Origin of the sequence: Methylobacterium sp. XJLW (assembly GCF_003254375.1) — a bacterium.
In the GTDB taxonomy this organism is placed as follows: Bacteria; Pseudomonadota; Alphaproteobacteria; order Rhizobiales; family Beijerinckiaceae; genus Methylobacterium; species Methylobacterium fujisawaense.
In genome coordinates this window covers 6,378,553-6,402,693 of sequence record NZ_CP016429.1, presented here as the reverse complement: position 1 = coordinate 6,402,693, position 24,141 = coordinate 6,378,553, and the positions used below count along the sequence as shown (strand labels likewise).

At 67.9% G+C, this 24,141-nt stretch carries 22 protein-coding genes and 1 pseudogene; 8 read left to right on the top strand and 15 right to left on the bottom strand.

Features of this window, described 5'->3' with window-relative positions; all coding sequences use genetic code 11:
- Window positions 1-210: 210 nt before the first annotated feature.
- The 7 genes from A3862_RS29720 to A3862_RS29695 form a co-directional block, all read right to left on the bottom strand.
- Window positions 211-6,594 (bottom strand): autotransporter outer membrane beta-barrel domain-containing protein, encoded by a 6,384-nt coding sequence (locus A3862_RS29720; RefSeq protein ID WP_257791602.1) that lies wholly within the window; start codon window positions 6,592-6,594, stop codon window positions 211-213.
- Between the two features lie 647 nt (window positions 6,595-7,241).
- A complete protein-coding gene (locus A3862_RS29715; RefSeq protein ID WP_164706412.1) occupies window positions 7,242-9,809 on the bottom strand; it encodes a CheR family methyltransferase in 2,568 nt (855 codons plus the stop codon).
- A 35-nt stretch (window positions 9,810-9,844) separates the two neighbouring features.
- A complete protein-coding gene (locus A3862_RS29710; protein ID WP_236961604.1) occupies window positions 9,845-10,099 on the bottom strand; it encodes a hypothetical protein in 255 nt (84 codons plus the stop codon).
- Between the two features lie 31 nt (window positions 10,100-10,130).
- Window positions 10,131-10,460: a hypothetical protein gene (locus A3862_RS31270; RefSeq protein WP_124263042.1), complete on the bottom strand. Its 330-nt coding sequence runs from the start codon at window positions 10,458-10,460 to the stop codon at window positions 10,131-10,133.
- Window positions 10,461-10,822: 362 nt separating this feature from the next.
- Entirely contained in the window at window positions 10,823-12,151 is a 1,329-nt protein-coding gene (locus tag A3862_RS29705; protein ID WP_043755420.1) for a Y-family DNA polymerase, read from the bottom strand.
- A complete protein-coding gene (locus tag A3862_RS29700) occupies window positions 12,148-12,627 on the bottom strand; it encodes a LexA family protein (protein ID WP_246410953.1) in 480 nt (159 codons plus the stop codon). The genes A3862_RS29705 and A3862_RS29700 overlap by 4 nt, the downstream gene beginning before the upstream one ends.
- Window positions 12,606-12,800 carry a hypothetical protein gene (locus tag A3862_RS29695; RefSeq protein WP_335645387.1) on the bottom strand — a complete coding sequence of 65 codons (195 nt, stop codon included), beginning with the start codon at window positions 12,798-12,800 and terminating at the stop codon, window positions 12,606-12,608. Before A3862_RS29695 ends, A3862_RS29700 begins: the two co-directional genes overlap by 22 nt.
- Before the next feature lie 151 nt (window positions 12,801-12,951).
- On the opposite strand from A3862_RS29695, the gene A3862_RS29690 reads away from it, so the two are divergent.
- Window positions 12,952-13,197 carry a DUF6894 family protein gene (locus A3862_RS29690; RefSeq protein ID WP_043755422.1) on the top strand — a complete coding sequence of 82 codons (246 nt, stop codon included), beginning with the start codon at window positions 12,952-12,954 and terminating at the stop codon, window positions 13,195-13,197.
- Between the two features lie 16 nt (window positions 13,198-13,213).
- A complete protein-coding gene (locus tag A3862_RS29685) occupies window positions 13,214-13,465 on the top strand; it encodes a hypothetical protein (protein ID WP_043755424.1) in 252 nt (83 codons plus the stop codon).
- Between the two features lie 3 nt (window positions 13,466-13,468).
- On the opposite strand, the gene A3862_RS32420 is transcribed toward A3862_RS29685, so the two are convergent.
- Complete coding sequence (locus A3862_RS32420) at window positions 13,469-13,603, bottom strand: hypothetical protein (RefSeq protein ID WP_257791601.1); 135 nt, start codon at window positions 13,601-13,603, stop codon at window positions 13,469-13,471.
- Window positions 13,604-13,913: 310 nt separating this feature from the next.
- Here A3862_RS32420 and A3862_RS31750 point away from each other — a divergent pair, with 310 nt between their 5' ends.
- The 4 genes from A3862_RS31750 (at window position 13,914) to A3862_RS29660 (ending at window position 16,676) form a co-directional block, all read left to right on the top strand.
- Window positions 13,914-14,087, top strand: a complete 174-nt coding sequence (locus A3862_RS31750; RefSeq protein WP_164706411.1) for a hypothetical protein — start codon at window positions 13,914-13,916, stop codon at window positions 14,085-14,087.
- A gap of 634 nt (window positions 14,088-14,721) precedes the next feature.
- Complete coding sequence (locus A3862_RS29675) at window positions 14,722-15,087, top strand: hypothetical protein (protein ID WP_043755425.1); 366 nt, start codon at window positions 14,722-14,724, stop codon at window positions 15,085-15,087.
- 609 nt (window positions 15,088-15,696) lie between these two features.
- Window positions 15,697-16,203 (top strand): hypothetical protein, encoded by a 507-nt coding sequence (locus tag A3862_RS31265; RefSeq protein ID WP_043755426.1) that lies wholly within the window; start codon window positions 15,697-15,699, stop codon window positions 16,201-16,203.
- An 83-nt stretch (window positions 16,204-16,286) separates the two neighbouring features.
- Window positions 16,287-16,676 carry a hypothetical protein gene (locus tag A3862_RS29660; protein ID WP_052083529.1) on the top strand — a complete coding sequence of 130 codons (390 nt, stop codon included), beginning with the start codon at window positions 16,287-16,289 and terminating at the stop codon, window positions 16,674-16,676.
- A 547-nt stretch (window positions 16,677-17,223) separates the two neighbouring features.
- Here A3862_RS29660 and A3862_RS29655 read toward each other — a convergent pair.
- From A3862_RS29655 to A3862_RS29630, 6 genes and pseudogenes are all read right to left on the bottom strand, one after another.
- Window positions 17,224-17,562: a hypothetical protein gene (locus A3862_RS29655; RefSeq protein ID WP_043755428.1), complete on the bottom strand. Its 339-nt coding sequence runs from the start codon at window positions 17,560-17,562 to the stop codon at window positions 17,224-17,226.
- 94 nt (window positions 17,563-17,656) lie between these two features.
- On the bottom strand, window positions 17,657-18,067 hold the full coding sequence (locus A3862_RS29650; RefSeq protein ID WP_043755430.1) for a 3TM-type holin: 411 nt from the start codon (window positions 18,065-18,067) through the stop codon (window positions 17,657-17,659).
- Between the two features lie 2 nt (window positions 18,068-18,069).
- Window positions 18,070-18,735, bottom strand: coding sequence for a glycoside hydrolase family 19 protein (locus A3862_RS29645; protein ID WP_052083530.1), 666 nt, complete (start codon window positions 18,733-18,735; stop codon window positions 18,070-18,072).
- A 36-nt stretch (window positions 18,736-18,771) separates the two neighbouring features.
- On the bottom strand, window positions 18,772-19,158 hold the full coding sequence (locus A3862_RS29640) for a hypothetical protein (protein ID WP_124263041.1): 387 nt from the start codon (window positions 19,156-19,158) through the stop codon (window positions 18,772-18,774).
- 132 nt (window positions 19,159-19,290) lie between these two features.
- A pseudogene (locus tag A3862_RS29635) lies at window positions 19,291-19,772 on the bottom strand (transposase); the annotation flags it as partial.
- Window positions 19,773-20,104: 332 nt separating this feature from the next.
- Window positions 20,105-20,959, bottom strand: coding sequence for an alpha/beta fold hydrolase (locus A3862_RS29630; protein WP_043755436.1), 855 nt, complete (start codon window positions 20,957-20,959; stop codon window positions 20,105-20,107).
- 129 nt (window positions 20,960-21,088) lie between these two features.
- On the opposite strand from A3862_RS29630, the gene A3862_RS29625 reads away from it, so the two are divergent.
- Both A3862_RS29625 and A3862_RS29620 read left to right on the top strand, forming a co-directional pair.
- On the top strand, window positions 21,089-22,006 hold the full coding sequence (locus A3862_RS29625; RefSeq protein ID WP_043755439.1) for a LysR family transcriptional regulator: 918 nt from the start codon (window positions 21,089-21,091) through the stop codon (window positions 22,004-22,006).
- Window positions 22,007-22,290: 284 nt separating this feature from the next.
- Window positions 22,291-23,271 (top strand): alpha/beta fold hydrolase, encoded by a 981-nt coding sequence (locus tag A3862_RS29620; RefSeq protein WP_043755441.1) that lies wholly within the window; start codon window positions 22,291-22,293, stop codon window positions 23,269-23,271.
- Between the two features lie 68 nt (window positions 23,272-23,339).
- On the opposite strand, the gene A3862_RS29615 is transcribed toward A3862_RS29620, so the two are convergent.
- Window positions 23,340-24,110 (bottom strand): enoyl-CoA hydratase/isomerase family protein, encoded by a 771-nt coding sequence (locus A3862_RS29615; RefSeq protein ID WP_043755443.1) that lies wholly within the window; start codon window positions 24,108-24,110, stop codon window positions 23,340-23,342.
- Window positions 24,111-24,141: the final 31 nt, after the last annotated feature.

Below are 24,141 nucleotides of genomic sequence, written 5' to 3'. Positions count from 1 at the left end.
CCCCGTCTGACGCGTCCGATCTCTGTCCGCTTCGAACTTGCGTCGCCCAGCACCGAGAAGGACCGCTTTCGGGACGTAGCAACGGCTGTCGGGACGGTCGATATGGGTCGTTTGGAGACGGTCCGCTTTTGGACGAAAGTGTAGGAAGCAGATGCCCCACGGCATCCAATCGACCGCGATCGGTGTTGGTGAGGTCGGCAGCAGCCTTTCTCAGAAGCGCAGCTGCATCCGAGCAGTCCCCGCATGCGAGAGGAAGTGGTCTCCGACTTGACCTTGATACTCGCCGGTCACCTCGATGCCGCCACCGAGGCTGACCTGAAAACCCAGCCCCACTTCGCCGAGGCGATCGGGGATCGATGATTCCGTAGCGAACAGGCCCAGCGCGCCGGTCCCGTTAAAGCTCGCCTTGCCGGTGAAATGGTCGTCCGACAGGAGTGTCACGCCAAGGGTGCCGTAGGGGCGGACCCAGCGCCCCCCGTCGAAATCGATCCGGCCGCCGATCTCCATCATCGGGCTGAATGCCACCAGCGTCTTGGCCACCGGCCGCATGTCGAGGTTGAAGCCCGGCGCCCCGGTCTCGGAATAGGCGGGGCTGTAGCTGTAGAGCAGGTCCAGATCCGCGTAGGGCTTGAGATACCAGTCGCCGAACAAGACTTGGTAGCTCGCCCGCAGCCGACCGCCCGCGGTGAGGATCCCGGACTTGCTGCGCGCCGTGGCGGTAGCGCCACCAAAATCGATCAGGCGTTTGTTGTCGGCCCAGGAATAACCAAGATTGGCCGAAGCCGCGAGCAGCCAGGGGCCAATCTGGTGCTTGAGCGCCGCAGAGACATCGGCGGCATCGCTTGTTGTCCCGGTGATCCGGTCGGGGTCGCTCTGGATCGCCCGTGTGTAGGCGCCAGTGAGGCCGAAGAACCAGTCCGGGGCGAACTCGGTCTGGAGTCCGCTTTGGTAGCTGAGGGCGGTCTGACGGTAGCCAACGTCGTCCGCGGTGGCGGATTGGGTCGTGTGAGCGCTGGTGATGCGCCCCCAGACGCATTCACCCTCACGCAGGAGCGTACCGGTTCCCGTGAACGCCGGGCAACTCATGGCGCGCTGGAGACCCTTGCGGGTATCGAGCGTCCGGTCGGTCAGGTTGTCCTGGTTGGATTCTGGCTTCAACTCGTCCAGGGCGGCGGCATAGGCCTTCGAGCTGTCGACGGAGAGGAAGCGTCCGTAGAGCGTGCCCAGCTTCGTCGTGTTTCCATCCCAGGCATCCTGCAGGCCTTGCGCCACGCTGCGCTGGTCCTCGGTCAGGGTCACGCCGACCGGCGCCGTGAAATGAGCCTGCGGCACCAGCGCGATGCTGTTCCCCGTCGAGACGATCGTCCAGGAGATTGGGATGGCCCCCGAGCTGATGCTGCTTCCAGTGGCGCTGGCGCCGACGTTCTCCACTTGGCCGGCCCTGAGGAAAGTGTAGCGGCCGGGCGAGAGACCATCGATCACGTGCGGCTCGACCACGCCCCTCAGGGAGGCAGTGCCGGTGACGGTCAGAAGATCGTTCCGCAAGGCGGGATCTGTCGCCAGCGGTGCGATATCGACCAACAGGCGCCCGGACTCGGTCTGCTCGAAATTGCCGGTTATCGTCGCCCGAGCGACTTTGCCGACCCCGCCGATGTCGAGGATGGCGCCGTTGCGCAGGCGGCCGCCATCTCCCAGGGCGATGACACCGTCGGGACCGGTGCGCAGGATCGCCGAAGCTGCGCCGTCGAATCCGTTGTCGAACAGGACGCGACCCGTCTGCCCTCCGCCTGTGAGGTCGACATCGCCGATCAGCGTACCGCGATTGGTGATCGTGCCGGTGGTGAACGCGCCGACGATCGCCCGGCCCGAGGCGGCGCTGACCACGGCGCCCTCCTCGATGGCGATCCTATTGTCGTGCCCACCCTCGACGCGCATCGCCGCGCCCGCGCCGCTGCCGCCAGTGACGAGGCCGCTGACCCGGATGACGATCTTGCCGCTGCGGCTCGGATCGGGCTCGAGGCTACCATCGGTCCGCTGGACGCCGGATTGTGCCAGGATCGCGTGGGCGTCCAGGCCGGACGCGATGATCGACCCGGCCGACTCGATGGAGATATCGCCGCCGCTCCCGGTTACGGCGCGGCTTCGCACGGGCTGCATCCCCGTCTCGCCGGACAGGCCGACGAGGAGCCCGCCACCTCCGCCGAGGCTCTGAGCGACGATGCCGTGGGATTGCGTGCCCGCGGTGCGGATGACGGAGCCCTGCTCCAGGTTGACCCTGACCGCACCGCCGGAGCCGCTACTGCCGTCCGCCAGTCCGTAGGGGATCGCGTAGCCCATGGCCTGATGGGCGCCGCCGTAGCCGCCGCCACCGCCGATCGACTGCAAGAGCAGGGCCGGTGCCGCGTCGCCGGTGGTCAGGATCTGCGCGCTCGCCCCCATCCTGACCTGGATCGAACCGCCATCGCCAGCGGCACCGCCCGTGCCGCCCAGCCCGAACGTATATTTATGGCCGCCCGGTCCCGCCGCCACGGAGGCGAGCCCGCCGCCGCCGCCGATGCTCTGGGCCAGGATGCCGACCGCGCCGAAGCCGCTCGTGGCGACCGTGCCGTCCTGAACGATCCGCACGGTGCCGCCATTGCCCGCCATGGCTCCGGAGCCGCCGAGCGTCAGGCTGCCGGACTTGGCCGAGACGGAGGCAGGATCCTCCGGCGGTGCGATCTGTACGATGTCGAGCGCTGCGAGCAGCGCATCCGTCAGCGCCTTGGCATCGCTCTTCGTGTCATCCTTGGCGCCACTCTTGGCGTCGCTCCCGGAGCCGTCCTTGGTCGTGCCATCGTCAGCCGCGTCGTCGCCAGCCGGTGCGGCGAAGCTGCCGCCGCCGCCGCCGATGCTCTGAGCGACAACGGCATGCGCCTCGATCCCGGCCGTCGCGATGGTGCCGCGGTTTTCGATCGTGACGTCGCCGCCATGCGCGCCGACACCGCCGCGGCCGCCGACGTTCAGATTGAGTGTCAAACCCTTGTTGACTTGGCTGTCGACGCTGGCGCCGACACCGGTCCCGCCGCCGCCGCCGATGCTCTGCGCGTAGAGGCCGTAGGCTGCATTGCCCTCTGTAGCGACCGTACCGAGGTTGAGGATCCCCACAGGACCGCCAGTATTGCCCGTGCCGCCCGAGCCGCCGACGGTCGCCGCGATGTTGGTCGCATTGGTGGCCTGTGCGAACGAAACGCCGCCCTGGCCGCCGCCACCGCCGATGCTCTGCGCCATGATCCCGTGAGCGGAGGCTCCAAGGGTCGTGATCGTCCCCTCGTTCTTGACGTTGACCGCGCCACCGGCGCCTCCGCTTGCCCCGTCGCCTCCCAGAGCCAGGGTGGCCGAGACATTGGGCAGCTTGGTCCCGGTCTTCTTCTGTGTGTCCAGGTAGTTTGAGATGCCGGTCGAGTAGGATTTCAGCGCCTTGCCGAAGTCCGATTTCTTCAGCTTGTCAGCGAGCCCCTTGTAGGTGTCGCTGGCCTTGATATCCTTGAGGAATTGTTCAAGCGATTTCTTGTCGTCCTTGTTATTTTTGTCGGCGGCCCACTGCTGATACGCTTCGACGCCGATCGCCTGCTTGATCTGTTGCCAGATCTCCCCGACGGCGTCGGGCGCGACATCCGTCCCGGCCGCGAGGCTGCCCCCCGTACCGCCGCCGCCGCCGATGCTCTGGGCAAGGATCCCGTGTGCGCCGTCACCCGAGGTCGCGACCGTGCCGGTCGCGGCGTTGACGACAGCCACTGGGCCGCCCGTGCTACCGGTCCCGCCGGATCCGCCAAGCTGTCGGGTGATTTTGAACGTGCCCGTGGCGGCACCCGACACCTCGCCGCCGTTGCCGCCGCCGCCGCCGATGCTCTGGGCCTGGATGCCGGTCGCGTTCGAACCGCCGGTCAAGACCGTGCCTTCGTTCGTGACCCGGACGGTACCGCCGCGGTTGCCGACGCCGCCTGAGCCGCCAACGGTATCGCTCACCGACAGGGTGTCGGCGATCGGGAGCTTGCCGAGAACTTCGTTGAGGGTCTTGTCGAAGGAGACTCCGGACGTCGCGACTGCCGAGGCCGGCCCGGCATTACCACCGCCGCCGCCGACGCTCAGCGCGAGGACGCCGATCGCGGCGTCGCCTCCGGTCATCACGCGGCCCGTCTGAGTGACGGTCACGTCGCCGCCGGTACCACCGCCTCCACCCGCCCCACCGGTCCGATCGCGGTTCTTCCCGCCGATGCCCCGGGTGATGGCGATGTTCTGGCGCAGGCTCAAGGTGTTGCTCGTCGCGGTCGCGCCACCGCCGGTTCCGCCGCCGCCACCGATGCTCAGGGCCTCGATGCCGGACGCGCCGTCGCCGGAGGTCCGCACGGTCCCGCGATTGGTGATGGTAGCGCTGCCGCCGTTGCCGCCGCCGCCGCCCGTGCCGCCGAGGATCGTGGTGGCAGCCACAGCCATCTGCTGCGGCGGTGCGACGGCCAGCGCGTAGGCCGTCGCGTTGCCGCCGATTCCGCCGCCGCCGCCAACGCTGAGGGCGAGGAGGCCGGTCGCCCCATCGCCGTAAGTGGTGACGAGGCCGGTGTTGGCGACACGCGCTGCGCCGCCCGCGCCACCATCCCCTCCCGAACCGCCGATCGCGGTGGAGAACGCGAAGCTCGGCAGCGTCTTGCCGGTCGGGGTCACGAGGGGTGCCGTGATCGCCTGCGCGTTGGCCAGGCCGCCCACGCCGCCGCCGCCGCCGATGCTGAGCGCCGCGAGGCCGTCCGCGCCGAGGCCGACGGTCGTGACCGTGCTGCCGCTCTCGATGACGGCGGAGCCGCCCTGTCCGCCTCGGCCTCCGCTCCCGCCGATCGCCCACGACGCCGAAAGCCCTACACCCACCGCCTTGGTCCTGGCCTCGCCGCCGGCACCGCCGCCGCCGCCGATGCTCTGAACCAGCACGGCCGTCGCGCCGTCACCGCCGGTCTCGACCGTACCGCCGACGCCCGTGAAGCGGGCGAGGCCGCCATCGCCGCCGCCGCCGCCGCTGCCGCCCAGGCCGACAGAGAAGAAGGCATTCGCTGTGAACGCGTCGCCGCCGATGCCGCCGCTGCCGCCGATGCTCTGGACGAGGGCGCCGTATGCGGCGTCACCCGCGGTCACGATCCTGCCGCCGGCATCGACGATCTCGGCGGTGGCGCCTCTCCCCCCGGTGCCGCCGGTACCGCCGGTGGAGAACCACAGCGTCCTGCCCCCGGCACCGCCGCCATTTGCCTCGGACCTCACGGCCAGGGGCGAGAGGGGCAGGGCCGTGTCGGCGCTGCCGCCACCGATGCTCTGCGCGACCAGACCGATCGCCCCGGTACCGCCGGTCGTCACGGTGCCGCTGTTGGTCAATGTCACCGATCCGCCCGTGGCGGCATCCCCACCCTTGCCGCCGCCGAAGATGCCGTCGCCGCCCCTGCCGCCGGGGCCGCCGACCGACTGCGCAACGATGCCCAGGGCATAATCGCCCTGCGTGACCACGGTGCCGCGCTGGATCACCGTGACGGTGCCGCCGTCGCCGCCTCGGGCTCCATCCCGTCCACCTGCATCGCCCTGGCTTCCGCCTCGACCGCCGATGCTCTGGACGAGGGCGCCGAAGGCATAGTCGCCAGCCGTCCTGATCGTGCCGGCCATGTCGAGGCGCGCAGGGCCACCGATGCCGCCCTGCGTCACCTCGGGTTTGCTGTAGGCGGTTCCTGTTCCGCGGTTGCCGCCCGCGCCGCCGATGGACTCGACGATCGCCGCAGTAGCACCGGCACCGTCGGTGCTCACCTGCCCGGACGGCGTCACGACGAGCGAGGCCGACCCGCCGGTCCCGCCCTTCCGGAACGCAGTCTGGTCGGCGGCAACCCCGCCTGAGCCGGCATTTCCCCCGGTGGCGCTCACTCGCACGCCAAGGAAGGCTTGCCCCACGGTCGAGACCATGGACGAAACGGTGAGCGCAACTGGGCCGGCATCTCCGCCGCCGCCGAAGTTCGTGAGGGCGAATCCGCCATCCCCGCCCCGGGAAAAAACGAGGAACCGGGGAATGGGCTTGAATTCCGGCCGAGCGCCGCTGCTGACTTGGTCGCCCAGTCCGGCGACGTCCTCCAACAACGTTACCGAGACGGCACCGCCGGCGCCTCCGTTGGCGCCGAAAACCGAACCGAGGCCAAAATCGTCGCCTCGTCCACCGCGTCCGCCCTTCGAGCCAATTTGGAGCGTCACGGCGGGATCAAGCCCGGCGGCTGCGGTATCGACATCGATCAAGGTCAGATCGCCGCCAGCCTGGCCGGGCGTGGCAGAGGTGTTCCGCCCAATGATGAGGACTTTGCCATCCCGGCCATCTGCGCCGATGACCACTTGGGGTTGGGATTGCTCGGCGGCGTGCGCAGAGAAGCTGACGATCAATGCCAGGGTGGTGGTGGCCGTAACCAGAAATCGTTCGCGGCTACGGACCGTCCCGTGGCAAATTACAAGAGATGGCTGACCTGACTGAGACGGCATCGAGAAAAGGCTCTTTGCTCGCACGGATCCGCACATCTGCGCAGCCCTCAGCGAGAGGGTTGGGGTCATCGGTGCACGGATTGCCCGTCATCGAGGCCGCCCAATTCGACGAATGTTTTTCTCAAAGATGGTTAACAAAATCTTTACGACAGACCCATTCCCGTAAGCCTGGCAGAACATCTTCAGGGCGGCCATCGATTAATGGCTGTATAATTCGACATCGACGCAATGATGGAGAACAATTCCGAATATCAATTGCTGACCGCGCGGGGACAAGGCGCGGTCTGACATCAACGGGGAGGCTGGGTCGATAGTGGCCATTTGCTACCGCGTTGAGCTTCATCTCACACGCGCGCGTTATTCGAACGGTTGGCTGGGATCGCGATCGGAACTGGATTCTCCATCCGGAAGCGGACCTTCCGCATGCGACCCAACGCGGCCGCCCGGATCAACCTCTGCCTTCTCCGAAACCGGTCATTCGTCGGCGGACGGGCAACTTGCGCACGAGGCGGCAAGCGGACCCCATCTCATCGCCCTGAACAGGACATCCGACTTCAAGCCTTGGTTGGCGATGCGATCCGCCTTTACCGAGGACAGGAGGCGGCCGGGCACTGAAAAGCCGTGCCGAACCTCTCCGCGATCACTCGGTCGACCGTGTCCGGTCATGCCGGCGTGCTGGCAGCCGACATCCTGGGCGCGGCGTGCGGACCGGCCGGTCATTCCTGCTCCAGCAAGTTGGTGAAGCTGGCGACAATCCCGGGCATCTGGCTGCCCTTGCGGGACGAGGCAATCAACCGGACCCTGTAGCGAGCCCCGTCCGCCCCCTCGACTATCCGCTCGGAGGGCCGGTTTGCCCTCAGCACCGCCGGGATCTCGTCCAGCAGCCATGTCAGGGGGATCGGCGCCGAGAAGTTGCGCAGGGACCGGCCGACGTCGCTCGGCTGCAAGCCGAAGATCTGCGCCGCTGCGCTGGTGAACATGCGAATGCGGAGATCCGACGTCAAAAGCACGCTCGCGACGTTCATGCCCTCGAACAGCGTAGCCTGATCGTCGATCAACTGGTCGATGGCCTCGATCTTGGACGAGAGCTCGAAATTCACCGTCTGAAGCTCCTCGTTCAGAGACTGCGTCTCCTCCTTCGAAGCCTCGAGCTCCTCGTTGGCGGCCTGCATTTCCTCGTTGACGGAGTGGAGTTCCTCATTCGAGGATTTGAGCTCCTCAAGGGAGGTCTCGTATTCTTCGATCACAGCTTGAAGCCGTTCGCGCGTGACGCTCAATTCGCGCTCCAGGCCTTGGAGCGCCGTGTCCCGCTCGTTCGCCTCGAGCGCTTGCTGGCGTTCCTTCTCCAAGGGTGCGGCGGCCTCTTTGAACACGACCAGGAACAGTGGCTCGATTGCGCCAGGCGTGTTCAGCGGCTTGACCACCAGGGAGATCGATTGGAAACGGCCGTCCGGCAGCTCGACGCCTATGCCGTCCCGCACGACCAGGGTGTTGCCCTCGATCGCCTCGCGCAGGGCCGTCCGGAGATCCAGCCGCAGGCCCTTGCGCGCCATCGCGGCCAGCTCCCGGGTCGGCTGGCCAGGCACGACCTCGAGGTGATCGCCGATCCGCGACGAATAGTGCACGGCCTCGCCGGTCCGCGTCACGACCGCGTGGGGCGGCGTGAACTCGGACAGCATCTGCGTCTCGACCGCGTGCCGCAGGGCCGCGTGCGTCGTCACGTTCCGCCGCTGCGCCTGGCCCACACTCCCAAAGATCGGCGGTTCTGCCCCGGATATCGGCCGCAACCGGACGGGCGGGATCGCGTCGCGAGCCTGGAAAATGCGGTGCTGCTTGTCGATCGTCTCGAACAGGTCCTCGAACCGCGTCACGTTCTCGGACATGCCGATGAACAGGTAGCCGCGTGGACGCAGGGCGTAGTGCAGCACCGGCAACAACTGCTGCTGGGCCTCGATGCCGAGGTAGATCATCAGGTTGCGGCAGGAGACGAGATCGAGGCGTGAGAACGGCGGGTCCCGCAGCACGCTGTGAGGGGCGAAGGTGCACAGGTCGCGTACGGCCTTCGCGACGACCGCGCTGTCGCCTTCGACGACGAAGTGCTGCGCGATCCGCTCGGAAGAGACGGCGGACAGGTAGGCGCTCGGGTAGCGGCCAGTCCGCGCGACTGTGAGCGCGCGCTCGTCGATGTCGGTGGCGAAGATCTGCACGCGCGGCGGATCCGCCAGGGTGAGCATGTGCTCGCGCAGGAGGATGGCCAGGGAGTAGACCTCCTCGCCGGTCGAGCAGGCCGGCACCCAGATCCGTACGACATCGGTCGCCGCGCGTGCGTCGAGCAATTTGGGGATGACCTGGGTGGTCAGGGCCTCGAAGGCCGCGGTGTCGCGGAAGAAGTTCGTCACGCCGATCAGCAGGTCCCGGAACAGCACCCCGACCTCAGCCGGGTCGGCACGCAGAAGCTTGAGGTAGCCGTCCGGCCCGGCCGCGCCGACGACGCTGATGCGCCGTTGCAGGCGCCGCACGAAGGTGCTGGGCTTGTACCCCGAGAAGTCGTGGCCGACCTGCCGGCGGAGGATGGTGAAGATCTCGGTGAGGAACTCGGCGTCGTGCTCCCGCGGGACCGCGTCGACCTGCGCGTCCGGCGCTGCGGCGACGTGTGCAGCGACATGCGCGGCGATCCGGTCGCCCATATGCTCGGCCATCTCGCCGAAATCGACGAAGCCGGTCCGCAGCGAGCTGAGCGGCATGTCGGCGGTCTCGGGGCCGTAGCCATCCGCGGTCTGGGCCAGGGTCAGGCCTCCGTGCTCCTTGATCGCCTTGACGCCGATGGCGCCGTCGCCGTCGCCGCCGGACAGGATGACGCCGACCGCGCGCTCGCCCTGGTCGAGGGCCAGGGCGGTTAGGAAAATGTCGATCGGCTTGGTCTCGCGGGCCGCCCCGAGCGGTGTCAAGGTCAGCCGGCCGTTCGCGATGCCCATGACGCAACCGGGCGGCATGACGTAGACGGTGCCCGGCTCGACCGGCACACCGTCGGCGGCGGCCTCGACCTTGAGCGGCGTGAGCCGCGCCAGCACGTCCGGGAGCAGGCTCTTGTGCTCCTGGCCGAGATGCGTGACGACGACGAAGGCGGCCCTGAGCGTCTCCGGCACTCCGCGGAAGAAGCCCCGCATCGCCTCGATGCCGCCCGCGGATGCACCGATGCCGACGATCGGAAAGTGGTCCTGATCTATCACCGCGTTCTGAACCTTCGGATCGAGGCCGCGCCGTTCGTTGGGTCCCGGCATCATGCGTTCTCGCCCAACGTCGAGGATGGCCGCGCGGATCAACTTTGGTGCGTGGCTTCCTGCACGACGTAGGCGAGGCAGCGTGCCCGGGCCTCGGGGCTCTTCAGCCGCACGAACAACCGCAGCAGCGCCACCGCTTCGGCGAGATGATTCGCGCCCTCATCGACAGTTTCGATTGCCGGCATATCGGCAGGATCGGGCGTCAGAAAGGTCGCGACCGGGACGCCCAGGGTCTGGGCGATGCGGAATAGAGAGCCGCGGGCGTCGTCTTGCGGATCGTCACCGTTCATCATGACCTTTCCGCCGATCCCTGCGTCGCGTCGATCAATGCATAGCGATCCCGGCCGACCGCGGTCCAATCACGCCAGCGACGCGACGCCCGACATGATTGAGCACACGCCCGAGAAGCAAGCGGGTCTGGGTGTCGGTATCGTCTTCCGCGGCCTCGTAGGCATCGATCAGGCTTGTTACCAACCGTTTCGAGGGGCCTGGGTGGTCGCTCTCATTGGGTGCCTGCGGTCGAGCGGTGTCTTGTTCGCGGGCGCGCCGCACGAGATCGCGGGAAGCCTGGAGCGTCCGCCGCGTCTCCTCGGCTGCCGCACGCAGCTCACGGGCAACCTCAAGGTACCGATCTGCGTGAGGGCGGTCGGTCATGGGCGCTCCGAGTTGCACTGCATGCCCGCGCGTGGACGACTTCAGCGCGGAGCCTGGTATCGTGCACTCAATTTCTGGGTGCATCAATCCGAAGCTCGATTTCGATCGCAATAAGAGGGATCAATCGTCAGCATCCATCATAAGTTGGTTCTTCCAGCTTTTCGCATGAGGCGAAGGGATGCGAGGATACGCGTCAAATTTCCAGGTCACCTCTTCGCCAACCACCGCAAAGCGGACCGTTCCAGGGTTTGCCTAGGGTCGAGGACGGGTGGGACGGCGATGTCTGCTTCATCGCCAAACCGCCCGAAAACGGACCGGCACAAATCCACCCAAAGCACTCGGCCGCGTGCTCAAGGAGCGGTTCAGACGTAGGCGACCGGCAACTCGCCGACCTGCGTCGTGTAGCGCGGCGTGCGCATCTCGAACTTCGTGTTCCAGTCGCGCCGGCTCACCAGCCCCGCGCGCGCCGGCACCACGGCGCCGCGGCCCCAGCGCGCGTTGCACGCGTCCATCGCCGCCATGAGCGGGCCCGACCGCTCCCGGTCCAGCGCGCCGATCAGCGCCCGCGGGCTGTGGGACAGCGGCACGAGGTCGTTCGTGACGATCCCAGCCTTGCTGTACCGCCACGGCCGTTCGCCCGGCTCGCGCCAGGTCTTCGCCACCCCGTGCCGCGCGGCCTTGATCAGCGCCAGCGTGTCCGAGCTGTGCTCCGGCAAGCGCATTGTGGTCGAGACCGAGCGCATCGGCGCGTCCCGGTCGTGCTCGCTCGTGTGGTAGAAGATCGTCACGTGGTTGGTGCCGAGCCCCTCGCGCCGCAGCTTCTCGCCGAGCCGCGTCGCGTGCGCGGCCACCGCCTCCTCCAGCGCCGCCCGCTCGGTGATCCGGCTCGAGAACGAGCGCGTCACCGCGCAGCCCTTCCGCCGCGCCGGCACCATCTCCAGCGGCAGGCAGGCCGCCCCACGCAATTCGTAGATGATCCGCTCGCCCACCACGGTCAGGCCCTTGCGCACCGGCCGCGGGTCGAGGTCGCGCAGGTCCGCGACGCTCTCGACGCCCATCGCCTGGAGCTTGGCAAGCGAGGCCCGGCCGATGCCCCAGACTTCGGCTACGTCGATCCGGCACAGCCAATGCGCGTAGGCCGCGGGGTCGGTCAGGTCGCAGACGCCGCCGAGAGCCGGCACGGTCTTGGCGATGTGGTTGGCGAGCTTGGCCAGCGTCTTGGTCGGGCCGATGCCGACGCAGGTCGGGATCCCGGTCCAGGCCCGCACCGTGGCGCGCAGGTCCCGCGCCAGCTCGACCCGCAGCGCCGGCGCCACGTCGGTGAGGTTCAGGAAGCTCTCGTCGATGGAGTAGATCTCCACCTGCGGGCTGAACTGCCGGTAGACCGCGTTGGTCCGCCCCGACATGTCGCCGTAGAGCGTGTAGTTCGACGAGAACACCCGCACGCCCTGGGCGCGGCACAGGTCGCGGATCTTGAAGAACGGATCGCCCATCCGGATGCCGAGCGCCTTGGCCTCGCTGGTCCGGGCGATGGCGCAGCCGTCGTTGTTCGAGAGCACGATCACCGGCACGGCGGCGAGCTTCGGGTCGAACACCCGCTCGCACGAGCAGTAGAAGCTGTTGCCGTCGATCAGCGCCACGGCGCGGCCGCCGCCGATCCGGTCGCGCCGGCGCGCCTCCGGCGTGCTCACGAGACCTGCCCGCGGGCGACGTGCCAGCGGATCGAGAAGCGCACCACGCCCCAGATCACGCCCTCGCCGAGTTCCTCGACCGCGAAGGCCGGCAGGTCCGGGTTGCAGAAGGCGAGCCGGGCGGTGTTGCCGTCGATCACGAGGCGCTTGCAGCTCATCTGGCCGTCGACCGCCGCCACGACGATGCTGCCATGGCCGGCCGTGAGGCTGCGGTCGACGCAGGCGAGGTCGCGGTCATAGATGCCGGCGCCCTCCATGGACGAGCCACTGATCCGCCACAGGAAGGTGGCGGGCGGGTTCGGCACGAGCCAGCGCGGCAGCTCCAGCGCGCCCTCCAGGAAATCGTCGGCCGGCGACGGGAAGCCGGCGCACAGCGCCTGCCCGATCAGGGGCACGCGGACGGCGTCGGGACTCCCGAGCAGCAACGCGTCGATCGGGTGGATCGGCACGGGGCTCAGGCCGTCCCGGCGTGGCATCGTGCGTATCCGCGGGAGATCAGCCGGCCCTGGGCGAGCACGCGCGCTTCGGCGTCTCGCAGGTCGGTGAGCGCATCCTCCACCGCCCGAACGAGGGCGGCCCAGGCATCGCCGGAGGCGGCCCGGTGATAGGCCAGGGCGATCACCTCGGCCTCGGACAGACGGATCTCCACAGGCGGTTCGTGCCGTTGGGCATGCATCCGGATCACAACCTCGACTAGAACATATCGGGAACAAAGCCCGATGGTGGGGCGTGGTTCAATGGCCGTGTCGGATCCCGCGGAGATCGCAGTGGGCACGTGTGGAGAGGTCGGGAAAACGCCAATGCCGCGGAGGCTTTATCGCTTCCACTGCCTGGGAGGCGGTGATGCCGTGTTCGACCTGCAGGGGCGGTGGCTGTCGAGCATCCGCGAGATCCGGCAGCACGCGGACCGGGTGGCGCTGGGCCTGATGGACGGGGTCGGCTGCGAGGACTGGACCGTGTGGTCGGTGGACGTGCGCGATGCCGCAGGCCGGCCCGTGCTGTTCCGCGCGTTCACTGCGGTACGGGTCGGCGGCAAGTCGGCGTAAGGACGGGAGCCGCACCATGGCGATGACGACCAGCTTCGTGGTGCAGCCGTTCGAGATCCACCGCAAGCGCCTGCGCCCGGCCCGCCAGGAGCCGGCGCAGACGGAGAGCGGCGCGCTGAAGAAGGCCGAGACCCTGGCTAGGCGGATGCCGGGTGCGGCGGCGCTGAAGGTGGTGGCCGACGACGAGACCGGCGAGCTGGAGGGCGTCACGATCCTCGGCCAGTGGGGCGAGGTGCCGGACGACTTCGCCGAGAGCCTGCAGGGCTGAGCGTCAGCCGCGCCGCTTGGCGGCGAAATCCCGGACCGGCGGTCCCCAGGTCTGACCCGGCTTGGTCGGGTAGCCGGAGAACCGGTCGAACACGATCCGGTTGGGCTCGACGCCGACGGTCCGGCTAGCGTTGACCATCAGGGCGCCGGCCTACGTCACGCGCAGGACGCCGTGCTCCGGATGGACGCCGAAGAGCTGCGGCGCGGCCCAGCCGAGCCGATACGCAACGCGGCTCGTGATGCTGGATGCCCGGCGGCGGTTACCGGGCCGTTCGGTGTCGGCCGGAGGATGGTCCCGCACAGGAATTCCGAGCACGAAAGAGCCCGCGCCGGCGAACCCGGCGGGCAGATGTCCGAAGGGACAGGGCGACACCCTATTGCGGGCGGAACAGGTCCGGGTGATCCTGCCTTTGCCAGTCGACGCACGATCGACGGCACGGGAGGTAAGCATGACGATCTTCCAGGTGAGGCAGAACAGCACGCGCGCGGTCCTCTGGACGGGACAGGCCGACACAGCGGATCGGGCATTGGAAGTCGCCGCCCAGGCCGCCGGTTATCACGGCTTCGAGGAGCTGCCCGAGACGGCGCGCGCCGATATGACGGCTGAGGCCGTGATCGTCTGAGCACGAGAAAAAGCCCCGTGCGGCGGGCCGGCGGGGTCGGCGCATTCGAGGGATATGGCCGGCTGGCAGACGCCGGACACGAAAAAACCGCCGCGGCCGGAGCCGGGCGGTTCGAGAGAGTCTACGCTTGGGGATTGGTCTACGCGCACGCGGCGGCACGGTTCCCGCGCCTGAATCGGCGAGCGGCGCCCCGGCCGAAACCAGGGTGCCCGGGGCAACGTGAACGTCTGCGTTTGCGGGTGCGAGACCCGCTCGGCCCCGCCCCGATCTGCTCACGGGGCGGGGGAGCGTCCGATCTCATCAGCGTGTGAGCCGAGCCGATACGCAACGCGGCTCGGCGGTAAGATGGCGAGCACCGGTTACCGAGCCGTGCTCGTGCCGGCTGCCGACCAATCCCGCGCCGGGATTCCGCGCAGGAAAAAGCCCGCGCCGGCGCGCCGGGCGGGCTTCTCAGGTCGGGCACCGAAAGGGGGGAAGTTCAGCCAAACCTCGCACCGAGGCTAGGCGGGACGCAGGGAAAGGAAAGCCCCGCTGACGTCAGTGAATCGGAGAGCGAGGGAGCGGCATCCGCTCAGGCAAATCGAACCACCCACCGTTGAAAGCGTTCACGCCCCGCAACAACGGAGAGCACGACATGAAGGTGATCTCAGCGACCGTCCTTGGCCTGGCGCTACTCAGTGGAGCCGCTCCGGCCTTCGCGCAGCCATACGGCGGACGCGATTACGGCTACGATCGCGGCGACTACGGGCCCCGTGACAGAGGCTACGGAGATCGCGGCTACGGAGATCGCGGCTACGGCGACCGTGACCGCCGCGATTACGATCGGGATTACGACCGAGGCTCCCGGGGCGGGCGTGGCGACTACGCGTTCAACGAGGAAGAGTATCTGCGCTGCAATCCGGACGTGCGCCGAGCGGTCATTGGCCGAGCGATCAAGTCGGGTCTGGAACACTACCGCAAGGTCGGGATGGCCGAAGGCCGGAAGTTGACCTGCAATTAGAGCGCATTCGAAGAGCAGAGCAGACTGTGAGAACGCCCCGCGCGGCAATGCCGGCGGGGCTGAAGAAAACGCACGCAGATGATGGCGATGAGCGGCTACCTGCTGCTGCCGCCACCGCCGCCGCCCTGAGGAACGGCGCGCTCTGGCTGATTGGCATTCCCGGCGGAGGACGAGCTGTTCGACATCGTGTCGGCCGGCTGCCCGGTCGGCGAAGTCGTCACGGCGCCATTGCTACCAGTCGTGCTGTTCTGCGGCGCAACCACGCCCGAAGCGCCAGGAGCGGAGGGCGCCACGGGAGTCGCCGCGGGAGCCTGCGCGGAGGCCCCGCCTGCGAGGAGGCTGAAAGCAGCAGCGGCTGCGAGAACTTGATGGCGCATGAAAACCTTCCTTTAGGTAGAAGGCTGATAAACGCTTTCGCTTGAGCGTTGGTTCGAAATCCAAGAAGCCAAGGCGGTTTCGAGACAAATCCGCGCGACGAGCTGGTGGGCACCGCGCGGCTGATCGGCTCTCATCACGGCCTGCAGAGCGCTATCCCCCGGTTACAGCTGGCGCACACCTAGACAACCACAACGCGAGAGCGGCAATCTCTAGTGCCTTGGAGAATGTCGCGTGACCCGCTCTGTAGTTCGTGCAGCCGTAGCCGGTGCGTCCGCCCTCATCCTGATGCCATCAGCGACAAGGGCCTCGGATTTCTCGTTCAGAACTAACGATTTTGTCTCGACATTCACCAGCCAGTACAGAACCGTTGGCGAGCGCGTAAATATCAAGCAAAAGGATTGCGGCGAGCAGGCTCGAGCGATTTGCACCTACGAGGTCGGCGATTTCGCCGTCTTGATGGTGGGCGGCTCGAAAGTGCGCGGTCCTGCCGACGAGGTAACGCTCATCTGCGCCGCTGGAGGTGATCCCAAGAAGGCCGCGAGTTGCCTGCTGTCCTACGTCGTCCTCATCATGTCGGTCGCGCCAAGCCTTTCGAAAGACAATCGCGGCAGCATCCTGAGCGCCATGATGAAGGTTCTCGACGTCTCCAAGGAGACCAGGATCAAGACCGATGATGTCGAGTTTATAATGCAAAACCTGAGCAGCATGGGACTCTGGTTCCACGCCAAGGCAATCTGATGCGCACTCTTCACATCGCCCTCGCTATGATCGCCGCTGTCAGCGGCGCACAAGCAGCGCCTCGTCAGGCTGAGATACCAACGATGGCGATCGCAAATGGCGCCTGTGATCGGCTCGTCATCGGCGGTACGGATCGCACGCGTGAGTGCAGCGGCAAACTCCTGAATACGATTTACCGGAATGGCCGGGTCGGCTTCTACTTCGTGACTGACACCGGCGCGGCGCTGACCTTCACAGGCCTCGGCGACAAGCAGGTGAAGCCGGATCCCGACACGGCCGTGCAGCCGATCGATGGCGTCATTTTCGGGTACGGCGGCAAAACCGATCGGGCGAACGCAGTCGGATCGTGCCGCTTCACCAACCCTTATCGAAAGCCGGGAATCGTTCAGTGTCGAGCTGATACGTCCAACGGGCAATTCGAGGCGTCTTTCCGGACGGATGGCAATCCGCCTTCGGTGACGAATCCTCGCTGAGATTGTACGGCCAGACCAGTCCCCGCTCCGATGCTTTCATGGGGCTGAGAGCCACTGATTTCAGCCTTGTAGGCCGAGCCAGTACGCGACGCGAATTTTCGCGTCGTTTGCCGATAACGCAAGATCGGGCACAAATTGTCGGAGTGCGTAGCTGTCTCGTCGCGAGCCCGCGCTTTGCCTTCGAAATCAAAGAGTGGACCATGATCAGAGCTGTGATCATTCTCGGTGCTCTGGCCACGACAGCAGCCTCAGCGGTGGCTCAGGTGAATGAGAAGCGGGAACGCTGTTTGTCTGAGGCAGTGCTGAAGGGCCTCTACTCGCGCAACCCCGGAAAAGGATCGGCTGCATTCAATCGATATACTATGTCGCAACGCGGCGCCTTCATGCGGGAATGCATGTCTCGGCGCTGATACGCGTCGATCAAGACATCATGGCGCCCGCGAAAAAGCCCCGCTGGGCGGTGCCGGTGGGGCTGATGGTAGTCTCTACGAGGCGTGTCGGGGCTCAAAATCCACGCCGGTCATCAGGTTGAATCAGCTCGCACAGCTCACCGCCCTGCCAACCCAATCTTCGCCAGCACGATCCCCCCGAAGGCCAGCAGCGCCGCCGAGGCCAGCACCCAGCCGATCTTGCGCAGATCCCGCACCTGCCCGGCGATTTCGGCCAGCCCCTTGGCGGCCTCGGCCTTCGCCCCGTCCACCGCCTCGTCGATCCGCCGCTCGATCTCGTCGCGTGCCACGAAGTGCTCGATGTCCCGCCGGTAGGCCACACCCTCCAGCTTCTCGTCCATCCGGTCGAGCTTGCCCCCGAGCGCATCCATCTGCCGGCCGGTGGTCTCGACGCGCTCGATCAGGCGCCCGATCCATTCGGGCAGATGGTCGGCCATGGGTCCGGTCCTTCGCTCGCCGCGGCCCGTCCGAGCCGTCCGGACCCGGGGCGGTGTCTCGTCCGTCATCGAGGCGCGCCCGCGGCCCCGGGGCTCAACTCTTCGACCCGATCACCTGCGGCACGATCTTGTCGACCGAGCGGGCCAGCATGTAGGCGCCGATCCCGACGGTGAGCAGCGACCACAGCTCCGCCGGCACGCCCTTCAGCGCCGCCACCACCTCGACCTGCAGGCCGAGCATCGGCGCCACCACGCCCACCCAGGTGATCATCGCCAGCGCCCACAGCACGGTGATCGGCCGGGCGTTGCGGGCGAGCGGGCTCTCGGACCCCGCATCCGCCTTCATCACCTCGGCCATGGCCCGGCCGAGATCGTCCTGCTGCTCGATCAGGGCCTTCTGCAGCTCCAGCTGGACCTGGAGCCGCTGGCCCTCGTCGGGCAGAACCTTCTGGAGGATCGGACCGAGCGCGCCGAGCAGCGCCGGCAGGAGGGCGAGGAACCCCATGGTCAGGCCCCCTTCTGCATGTTGCGGCGGACGGCCTCGCGCAGGCGCGGCCACCAGGCGGTCGATGGCGGGGCCGGGGCGGCCGGCGGGGCCGCGGCGGCGCACGCCGCCCGGAGGCAGGCGAGGAAGACGGCGTGATAGCCCGCGATCCGCGCGCCGTTCCGCGCGCCGTCGCCGTTGACGATGGCCCGCGCACCCTCCGGATCGTCGGTGCCGCCGTCGAAGTAGCGCGCGAGGGTATGGCCGGGGCGGAACAGGCCGTCGCGCGCGCCGACGATCAGGATCGCCGCGCTCGTCTCCGGCACGAGCGCCAGGTCCGGATCGCCGACGAGGTCGAGGCCGAGCCGCCGGCCGAACCGCCGGTAATTGTCGAGCCAGGTGAGCTGGCTGGCGCCGCGGCCGTAATAGACCCGGCCGTCCACCGGCACGCCGTAGGGATGCCCGCGGCCGAGACCGTCCTCGCGGATCGACAGGTTCAGCCGGCATTCGTGCCAGGCGGTGGCCAGGGTGTAGGCGACGTGGCGGAGATCGCCGGGCCAGCCCAGGCGCTCCCAGGCGTCGAGGAGGCCGGTCAGCCCGTCGACCTCGGTCTGCGCGAGGGTGGCGCCGAGCAACCCCGTCGCGCGCAGCCGCGCGAAGAAGGTCGCCCGCACGAGGGGAGCGGTCATGTCGGCCTCACGGGGGTCCGGGTGGAGGGGGCGCGGCTACGTCAGAGCGAGGCTGACGCCCGCCTTGTTCGCGGCCCTGAGGGCGGTGGCGTCGGTGCGGCCCTGCGCCCCGGAGAAGCCGACCGCGATGCCGGCGCCGAAGGACAGGCCGAGACCCTTGAGGATCTGCTGGTTGGCCTCGGGCCAGACAATCTCGCCGCCCTGCACCCAGGGCGTCGGCAGGCGGCCGTCCTCGCCGAGGATCGGCTTGATGGGGGCGCCGTCGATCGGCTTCAGGGCCAGGAGGTCGCCCGCGCGGGAGTGCTGCTTGAAGGTGGTCCAGGCGTCGAGGACGAGCACGTCCTCCAGGCCTATGCGCAGCCAGTCGGTCCAGGGGAGGACGCCGTCCGGTTTGGCGAAGAAGGCGGTGATGGCCCACTTCATCCGCGCGGCTTGATCCTTCCGCGTCTCGATCATGAGCCGCAGCAGGTCGTCGCCGTCGGCGATCCGGCGTAGCTGGGCGAACGAGACCGGCTCTTAGAGCGCGGGACAAAACCGCAGCGAGCGGGTTTGGCGTGCATGGACGCTCTCGTAGCCGGAGCGCCCGTACCGGCGCGCCAGCTCCACGAGATCGGCGGTCAGCGCCGCCTCATCGTCTCTGCCCCGCGGCACCTTGTGCTGCGTCGACCGTTGCTGACCGAGCGCACGGCACGCGCGGGGCTCAGAGACGTCCAGGACGTCCATCACAAGCTCAATGCAGGCGCGTCGGCGCGCGGGGCTGGTCAGTTTCCCCGGACAGCCTCCTGCAGGATCAGCGTGTCGAGCCTGAGATCCGCGATCACTTTCCGGAGCCCCTGGTTCTCGGTCTCCAAGTCCTTCATGCGCCGGACCTGGTCGCTCTTCAGGCCGCCGTACCCCTTGCGCCAGCGATAGTACGTCACCTCCGTCACGCCGGTCGTGCGGATCGCGTCCCCGACGCTCTGGCCCTGCGAGACCAGCACATCCATCTGCCGCAGCTCGGCGACAACGTCCTCCGGCTTGCGCCGCTTCGTTCCCATCTGTCCGTCCTCGCACTGGCCCGAAAGCCATACCTCAGGGCGGACCACTTCATTGGGGGCGGATCATCCCCTGCAAGCTTCTCCAAAGTGGACCAGCCGCTTACGGCCAGACTACGCCACGCCGGATCGCCAGCGCGCACAGAACCGGACGTTCGGCTTGGCACCCACACCGGACATTCCCCGGCCATCGGACGTCGCTTGAAAGCGGAAGTCTCTCATGGCTTCCTGCTGCATCAAGCAGGTTTTGAAAGAGCGGCCGCCCCGTCAGGGTCGGCCGGCCCTTCTATACCTTCCGTCATTCAGGCTGTCGCGGGCCCTTAGCAATCTCCGCTTCAGGCCTTGAGGAATTCCGTGACAGCCTCGGCGATTTCGTTGGTATGCGTTTCCAGGGCGAAATGCCCCGTATCGAGGAACCGGATCTGGGCATCCGGGATATCGCGCCGGTACGCCTCCGCACCGGCTGGCAGGAAGAACGGGTCGTTCCGCCCCCAGATCGCCAGAAGCCGCGGGCGGTGCGTGCGGAAGTAGGCCTGGAAGGCGGGGTAGAGCGCCACGTTGCTGGCATAGTTGCCGAACAGGTCGAGCTGGATCTCGTCGACCTCCGGCCGCTGGATGTACCACGCGTCGAGGGCGCTCCCGTCCGGCGAGACCAGCGAGGTGTCCGGAACGCCGTGCTCGTATTGCCAGCGGATCGAGGCCGGGGTGAGCAATTCGCGCAGCGCCTGCCGGTTGGCGTCGCACTGGTCCCGCCAGTAACGCTGAATCGGGTTCCAGCCCTCGCTCAGTCCTTCCTCATAGGCGTTGCCGTTCTGCGAGACGATGGCGGTCACTCGCTCGGGATGCGCCATTGCGACCCGGAAGCCGGTGGGCGCGCCGTAGTCGAAGACGTAGAGCGCGTAGGTCTTCAATTCGATGACCTCCGTGAAGCGGCCGATGACCTTCGCCAGCGCGTCGAAGGTGTAGGTAAAGGCGGCGCGCGGCTTGATCTCGGACAGGCCGAATCCCGGCAGGTCGGGGGCGACGAGGTGGAAGCGGTCCGCGAGCAGCGGAATCAGGTTGCGGAACATGTGGCCGGACGAGGGGAAGCCGTGCAGCAGCAGGAGCGTCGGCTTCGCAGAGTCGCCGGCCTCCCGGTAGAAAACCTTGAGGCCGTCGACGTCGACGGTGCGGTAGGTGGTCTGAGTCATCGTTCGCCCTCCGGTGCCGGCGATGCAGCCCGTGCTGCACGCCGTCGGTGAGGCATGGGTACCGACTTGCACTCTGCGGGATAATCTGACCACTCCGAGAGTGACCGTTGCCGAAAACGAGAGGGTGCGATGGACCGGTTGGAGGCCATGAGCCTGCTGGTCGCTGCCGTGGAGGCCGGGAGCCTGTCGGCCGCCGGACGCCGGCTCGGCATCCCCCTGCCGAGCGTCAGCCGCAAGATCGCGGACCTGGAAGCCCATCTCGGCGCGAGGCTCCTGGTCCGCACGACGCGCAAGCTCACCCCGACCGACGCGGGAGCCGCCTACATCGAGGCGTGCCGACGCTTGCTCGGCGAGGTCGAGGAGACCGAGCGGGCGGTCAGGGGCGAGTACACCGAGCCCCGCGGCGCGTTGACGATGACGGCCCCGCTGGTTTTCGGGCGGCTGCACGTCCTGCCGGTGGTCTCGGCGTTCCTGTCCCGGTTCCCGGACATCACCGTGCGCCTGATCCTCACCGACCGGGCCCTGGACCTCGTGGAGGATCACGTGGACCTGGCGGTCCGCATCTCGCACCTGCCGGACAGCGACTTGGTAACGGCGCGGCTGGGCACGGTCACCCGCGTGGTCTGCGGCAGTCCGGACTTCCTCGCCGCCCACGGGACGCCCCACACGCTATCCGACCTCGCCGAGATCCCGTGCGTGACCTTCAGCGACCTGGCCGCCGGCCCGGCCTGGCACTTCGCCACGTCCGACCGGAAGGCCGTCCAAGTGGTCCGGGTGCGGTCGCGTCTGCAGGTCAACACGGCCGAGGCCGCTCTCGACGCCGCGGCGGCCGGCGTCGGCCTCACGCAGGTGCTGTCGTACCAGGCCGCCCCTCTGGTCGCCGCCGGGAGCCAAGTTCTCGTCCTGCGGTCGTTCGAGCTTGATCCGGTCCCGGTCAGCGTCGTCCATGTCGGCCACGGACGCCTCCCGCTCAAGCTGCGGTCATTCCTCGACTTCGCGACGCCGCGCATTCGCGCGTCCCTGGGTGCCGTTATCCCACCCCCATGAAGGCCGATGCGCCCGCGGGCTTGGGACGAGCGTCCGCCGGGTAAGAAAAGGCCGGGCCATCTCCCTCTCGAAATCCGTAAGGCTGAGTTTCGCAAACTCTGTGTTCTAGTGAGTGCCGAGAGAGTTCATCGTGATCACACTGTCCGGTCCCGAGCCTGAACGCCGCGGCACGGTCGGAGGGCTCGCGGCGAAGGCCGGTGCATCCGCCTCGACGTGCGCGACATTCGCGGTCGCGAGGCGCGCAATCCGGACGTTCCCCGGCCCGCACATATGCGAGTGGAGCGATGAGACAGGACAAGGCATTCCAAGACGGGCCTGCCAGGACGACGCGGCGGTGTCTTCTCGCCGGCAGCGTCATGGCGGCAGGCTTAGGCCCGGTCGGCGCCGTCGCGGCGGAAACGCGGCCCGCCGAGGTCGCAGAGGTCCGCCACGGCACGGTTCGGGCCGACGGCGTGGACGTCTTCTATCGCGAGGCCGGCCGGCCCGACGCCCCGGTGTTCCTGCTGCTGCACGGCTTCGCGAATTCGTCTTTCTACTTCCGCCATCTCATGCCGAGGCTCGCGGACCGGTTTCGCCTGATCGCGCCGGATCTCCCATCCTTCGGTTTCACGGTGGTCCCGGACGACCGCGGCTACGTCTACGACTTCGCGTCGCTGTCGCGAACGATCAAGGCCTTCGTCGACGTCCTCGGCCTCCGGCGCTACCGCCTCTACACGTTCGACTACGGGGCTCCGGTGGGTTGGGACCTGGCGCTCGCGCATCCCGACCGCATCGCCGGCATCGTGTCCCAGAACGGCAACGCCTATCTGGAGGGGCTCGGCGAGGCGGCCTGGGCGCCTCTCAGGACCTATTGGGAAAAGCCGAACGAGGCCGCCGTGGAGGCCATCCGAGCCCGCATGACCCTCGACGGCGTCAAGGCACCCTACTTCCACGGGGTGCCCGACCCGTCGGTCATTGAGCCCGAGTCGTACACGCTCGACGCCGCCATTCTGGCGCGACCGGGCAATGCGGACCGCCAAGTCAAGCTCAAGCTCGACTACAAGCGCAACCTGGAACGCTACCCGCTGATCCAGGCCTTCTTCCGAGAGCGCCGCCCGAGGCTCCTCGCTGTCTGGGGACGCAACGACCCCTTCTTCATCCCGCCCGGAGCCGAGGCGTTCAAGCGCGATATCCCGGACGCACGGGTCCGCTTCCTCGACACCGGCCACTTTGCGCTGGAGACGAACGGGGACGACATCGCCCGAGAGATCCGGGCCTACTTCTGAGCCTCCGGCGCGCCAGGCCATCCTCGCGGGCCTGACACGCCGTGCGATGGTTCGGATCGGGCGCTCACTCAGTTCTGGGCGGCCATGGTCCGGGCCACGTCGGCGGCGCTGATGCCCTCCAGGGCGAGGCCGTAGCCGGTGCCCTCCTCGACGAGCCGGCGCAGGCGCTGCGTGAGCGCGATCCGCGTGTACCGGCCGGTGAGCGGCGGCAGAGCTGCGATCCCGTCCGCGATCTCGTGCGCCCTGGCCAGCAGCCGGTCTTGCGGCACGATCTCGTTGACCACGCCCCAATCCTTGGCCGTCTGGGCATCCAGCACCTGCCGCGTCAGCAGGAAGTATCGCCCGCGGATCGAACCGATCACCTCAGGCCACAGGATGTGCATGCCGTCGCCCGGCACGATCCCGAACTCGAAATGCGGCTTGTCCTGGAACACCGTCTCGGGCGTGGCCAGCACGATGTCGGTGAGCAGCGCGTATTCGCTGTGAAGCAGGACCGGGCCGTTGAGCGCGGTGATCATCGGCACCTCGATGTCGAGGATGTTGCTGAGCACCTTGCGGCCCTCCCGCAGGATCTTGTCGTAGCCCTGCGGCGTGAAGAAATCGAAGCCCTCGGGGCTGATCGCGTCCATGAAGGCGTCCCCCGCACCGGTCAGGATCACCGCCCGGTTGTCGCGGTCCTCGCCGATCGCGTGGAACAGGTCGACGAACTGCTCGTGGGTGTGACCGTTGAAGACGAGCTTGCCGCCCTCGGTGTGGAGCATGACCTCCAGCACGCCGTTCGGCTTCCGGGTCAGGCGGGCGTTGGGGAACGCGTCGCGGTAGGTCTCGAAACGGGCCATCGGTGCTGTCCTCGTGGTGGCCGGCCCCGTT

Excerpts from the sequence above, each read along its gene's own strand:
- A3862_RS29720 (WP_257791602.1), bottom strand. The coding sequence starts at position 6,594 with ATGACCCCAACCCTCTCGCTGAGGGCTGCGCAGATGTGCGGATCCGTG.
- A3862_RS29715 (WP_164706412.1), bottom strand. The coding sequence starts at position 9,809 with ATGATGCCGGGACCCAACGAACGGCGCGGCCTCGATCCGAAGGTTCAG.
- A3862_RS29710 (WP_236961604.1), bottom strand. The coding sequence starts at position 10,099 with ATGATGAACGGTGACGATCCGCAAGACGACGCCCGCGGCTCTCTATTC.
- A3862_RS31270 (WP_124263042.1), bottom strand. The coding sequence starts at position 10,460 with ATGACCGACCGCCCTCACGCAGATCGGTACCTTGAGGTTGCCCGTGAG.
- A3862_RS29700 (WP_246410953.1), bottom strand. The coding sequence starts at position 12,627 with ATGCCACGCCGGGACGGCCTGAGCCCCGTGCCGATCCACCCGATCGAC.
- A3862_RS29690 (WP_043755422.1), top strand. The coding sequence starts at position 12,952 with ATGCCGCGGAGGCTTTATCGCTTCCACTGCCTGGGAGGCGGTGATGCC.
- A3862_RS29685 (WP_043755424.1), top strand. The coding sequence starts at position 13,214 with ATGGCGATGACGACCAGCTTCGTGGTGCAGCCGTTCGAGATCCACCGC.
- A3862_RS32420 (WP_257791601.1), bottom strand. The coding sequence starts at position 13,603 with ATGGTCAACGCTAGCCGGACCGTCGGCGTCGAGCCCAACCGGATCGTG.
- A3862_RS31750 (WP_164706411.1), top strand. The coding sequence starts at position 13,914 with ATGACGATCTTCCAGGTGAGGCAGAACAGCACGCGCGCGGTCCTCTGG.
- A3862_RS29675 (WP_043755425.1), top strand. The coding sequence starts at position 14,722 with ATGAAGGTGATCTCAGCGACCGTCCTTGGCCTGGCGCTACTCAGTGGA.
- A3862_RS29660 (WP_052083529.1), top strand. The coding sequence starts at position 16,287 with ATGGCGATCGCAAATGGCGCCTGTGATCGGCTCGTCATCGGCGGTACG.
- A3862_RS29655 (WP_043755428.1), bottom strand. The coding sequence starts at position 17,562 with ATGGCCGACCATCTGCCCGAATGGATCGGGCGCCTGATCGAGCGCGTC.
- A3862_RS29650 (WP_043755430.1), bottom strand. The coding sequence starts at position 18,067 with ATGGGGTTCCTCGCCCTCCTGCCGGCGCTGCTCGGCGCGCTCGGTCCG.
- A3862_RS29645 (WP_052083530.1), bottom strand. The coding sequence starts at position 18,735 with ATGACCGCTCCCCTCGTGCGGGCGACCTTCTTCGCGCGGCTGCGCGCG.
- A3862_RS29640 (WP_124263041.1), bottom strand. The coding sequence starts at position 19,158 with ATGAAGTGGGCCATCACCGCCTTCTTCGCCAAACCGGACGGCGTCCTC.
- A3862_RS29630 (WP_043755436.1), bottom strand. The coding sequence starts at position 20,959 with ATGACTCAGACCACCTACCGCACCGTCGACGTCGACGGCCTCAAGGTT.
- A3862_RS29625 (WP_043755439.1), top strand. The coding sequence starts at position 21,089 with ATGGACCGGTTGGAGGCCATGAGCCTGCTGGTCGCTGCCGTGGAGGCC.
- A3862_RS29620 (WP_043755441.1), top strand. The coding sequence starts at position 22,291 with ATGAGACAGGACAAGGCATTCCAAGACGGGCCTGCCAGGACGACGCGG.
- A3862_RS29615 (WP_043755443.1), bottom strand. The coding sequence starts at position 24,110 with ATGGCCCGTTTCGAGACCTACCGCGACGCGTTCCCCAACGCCCGCCTG.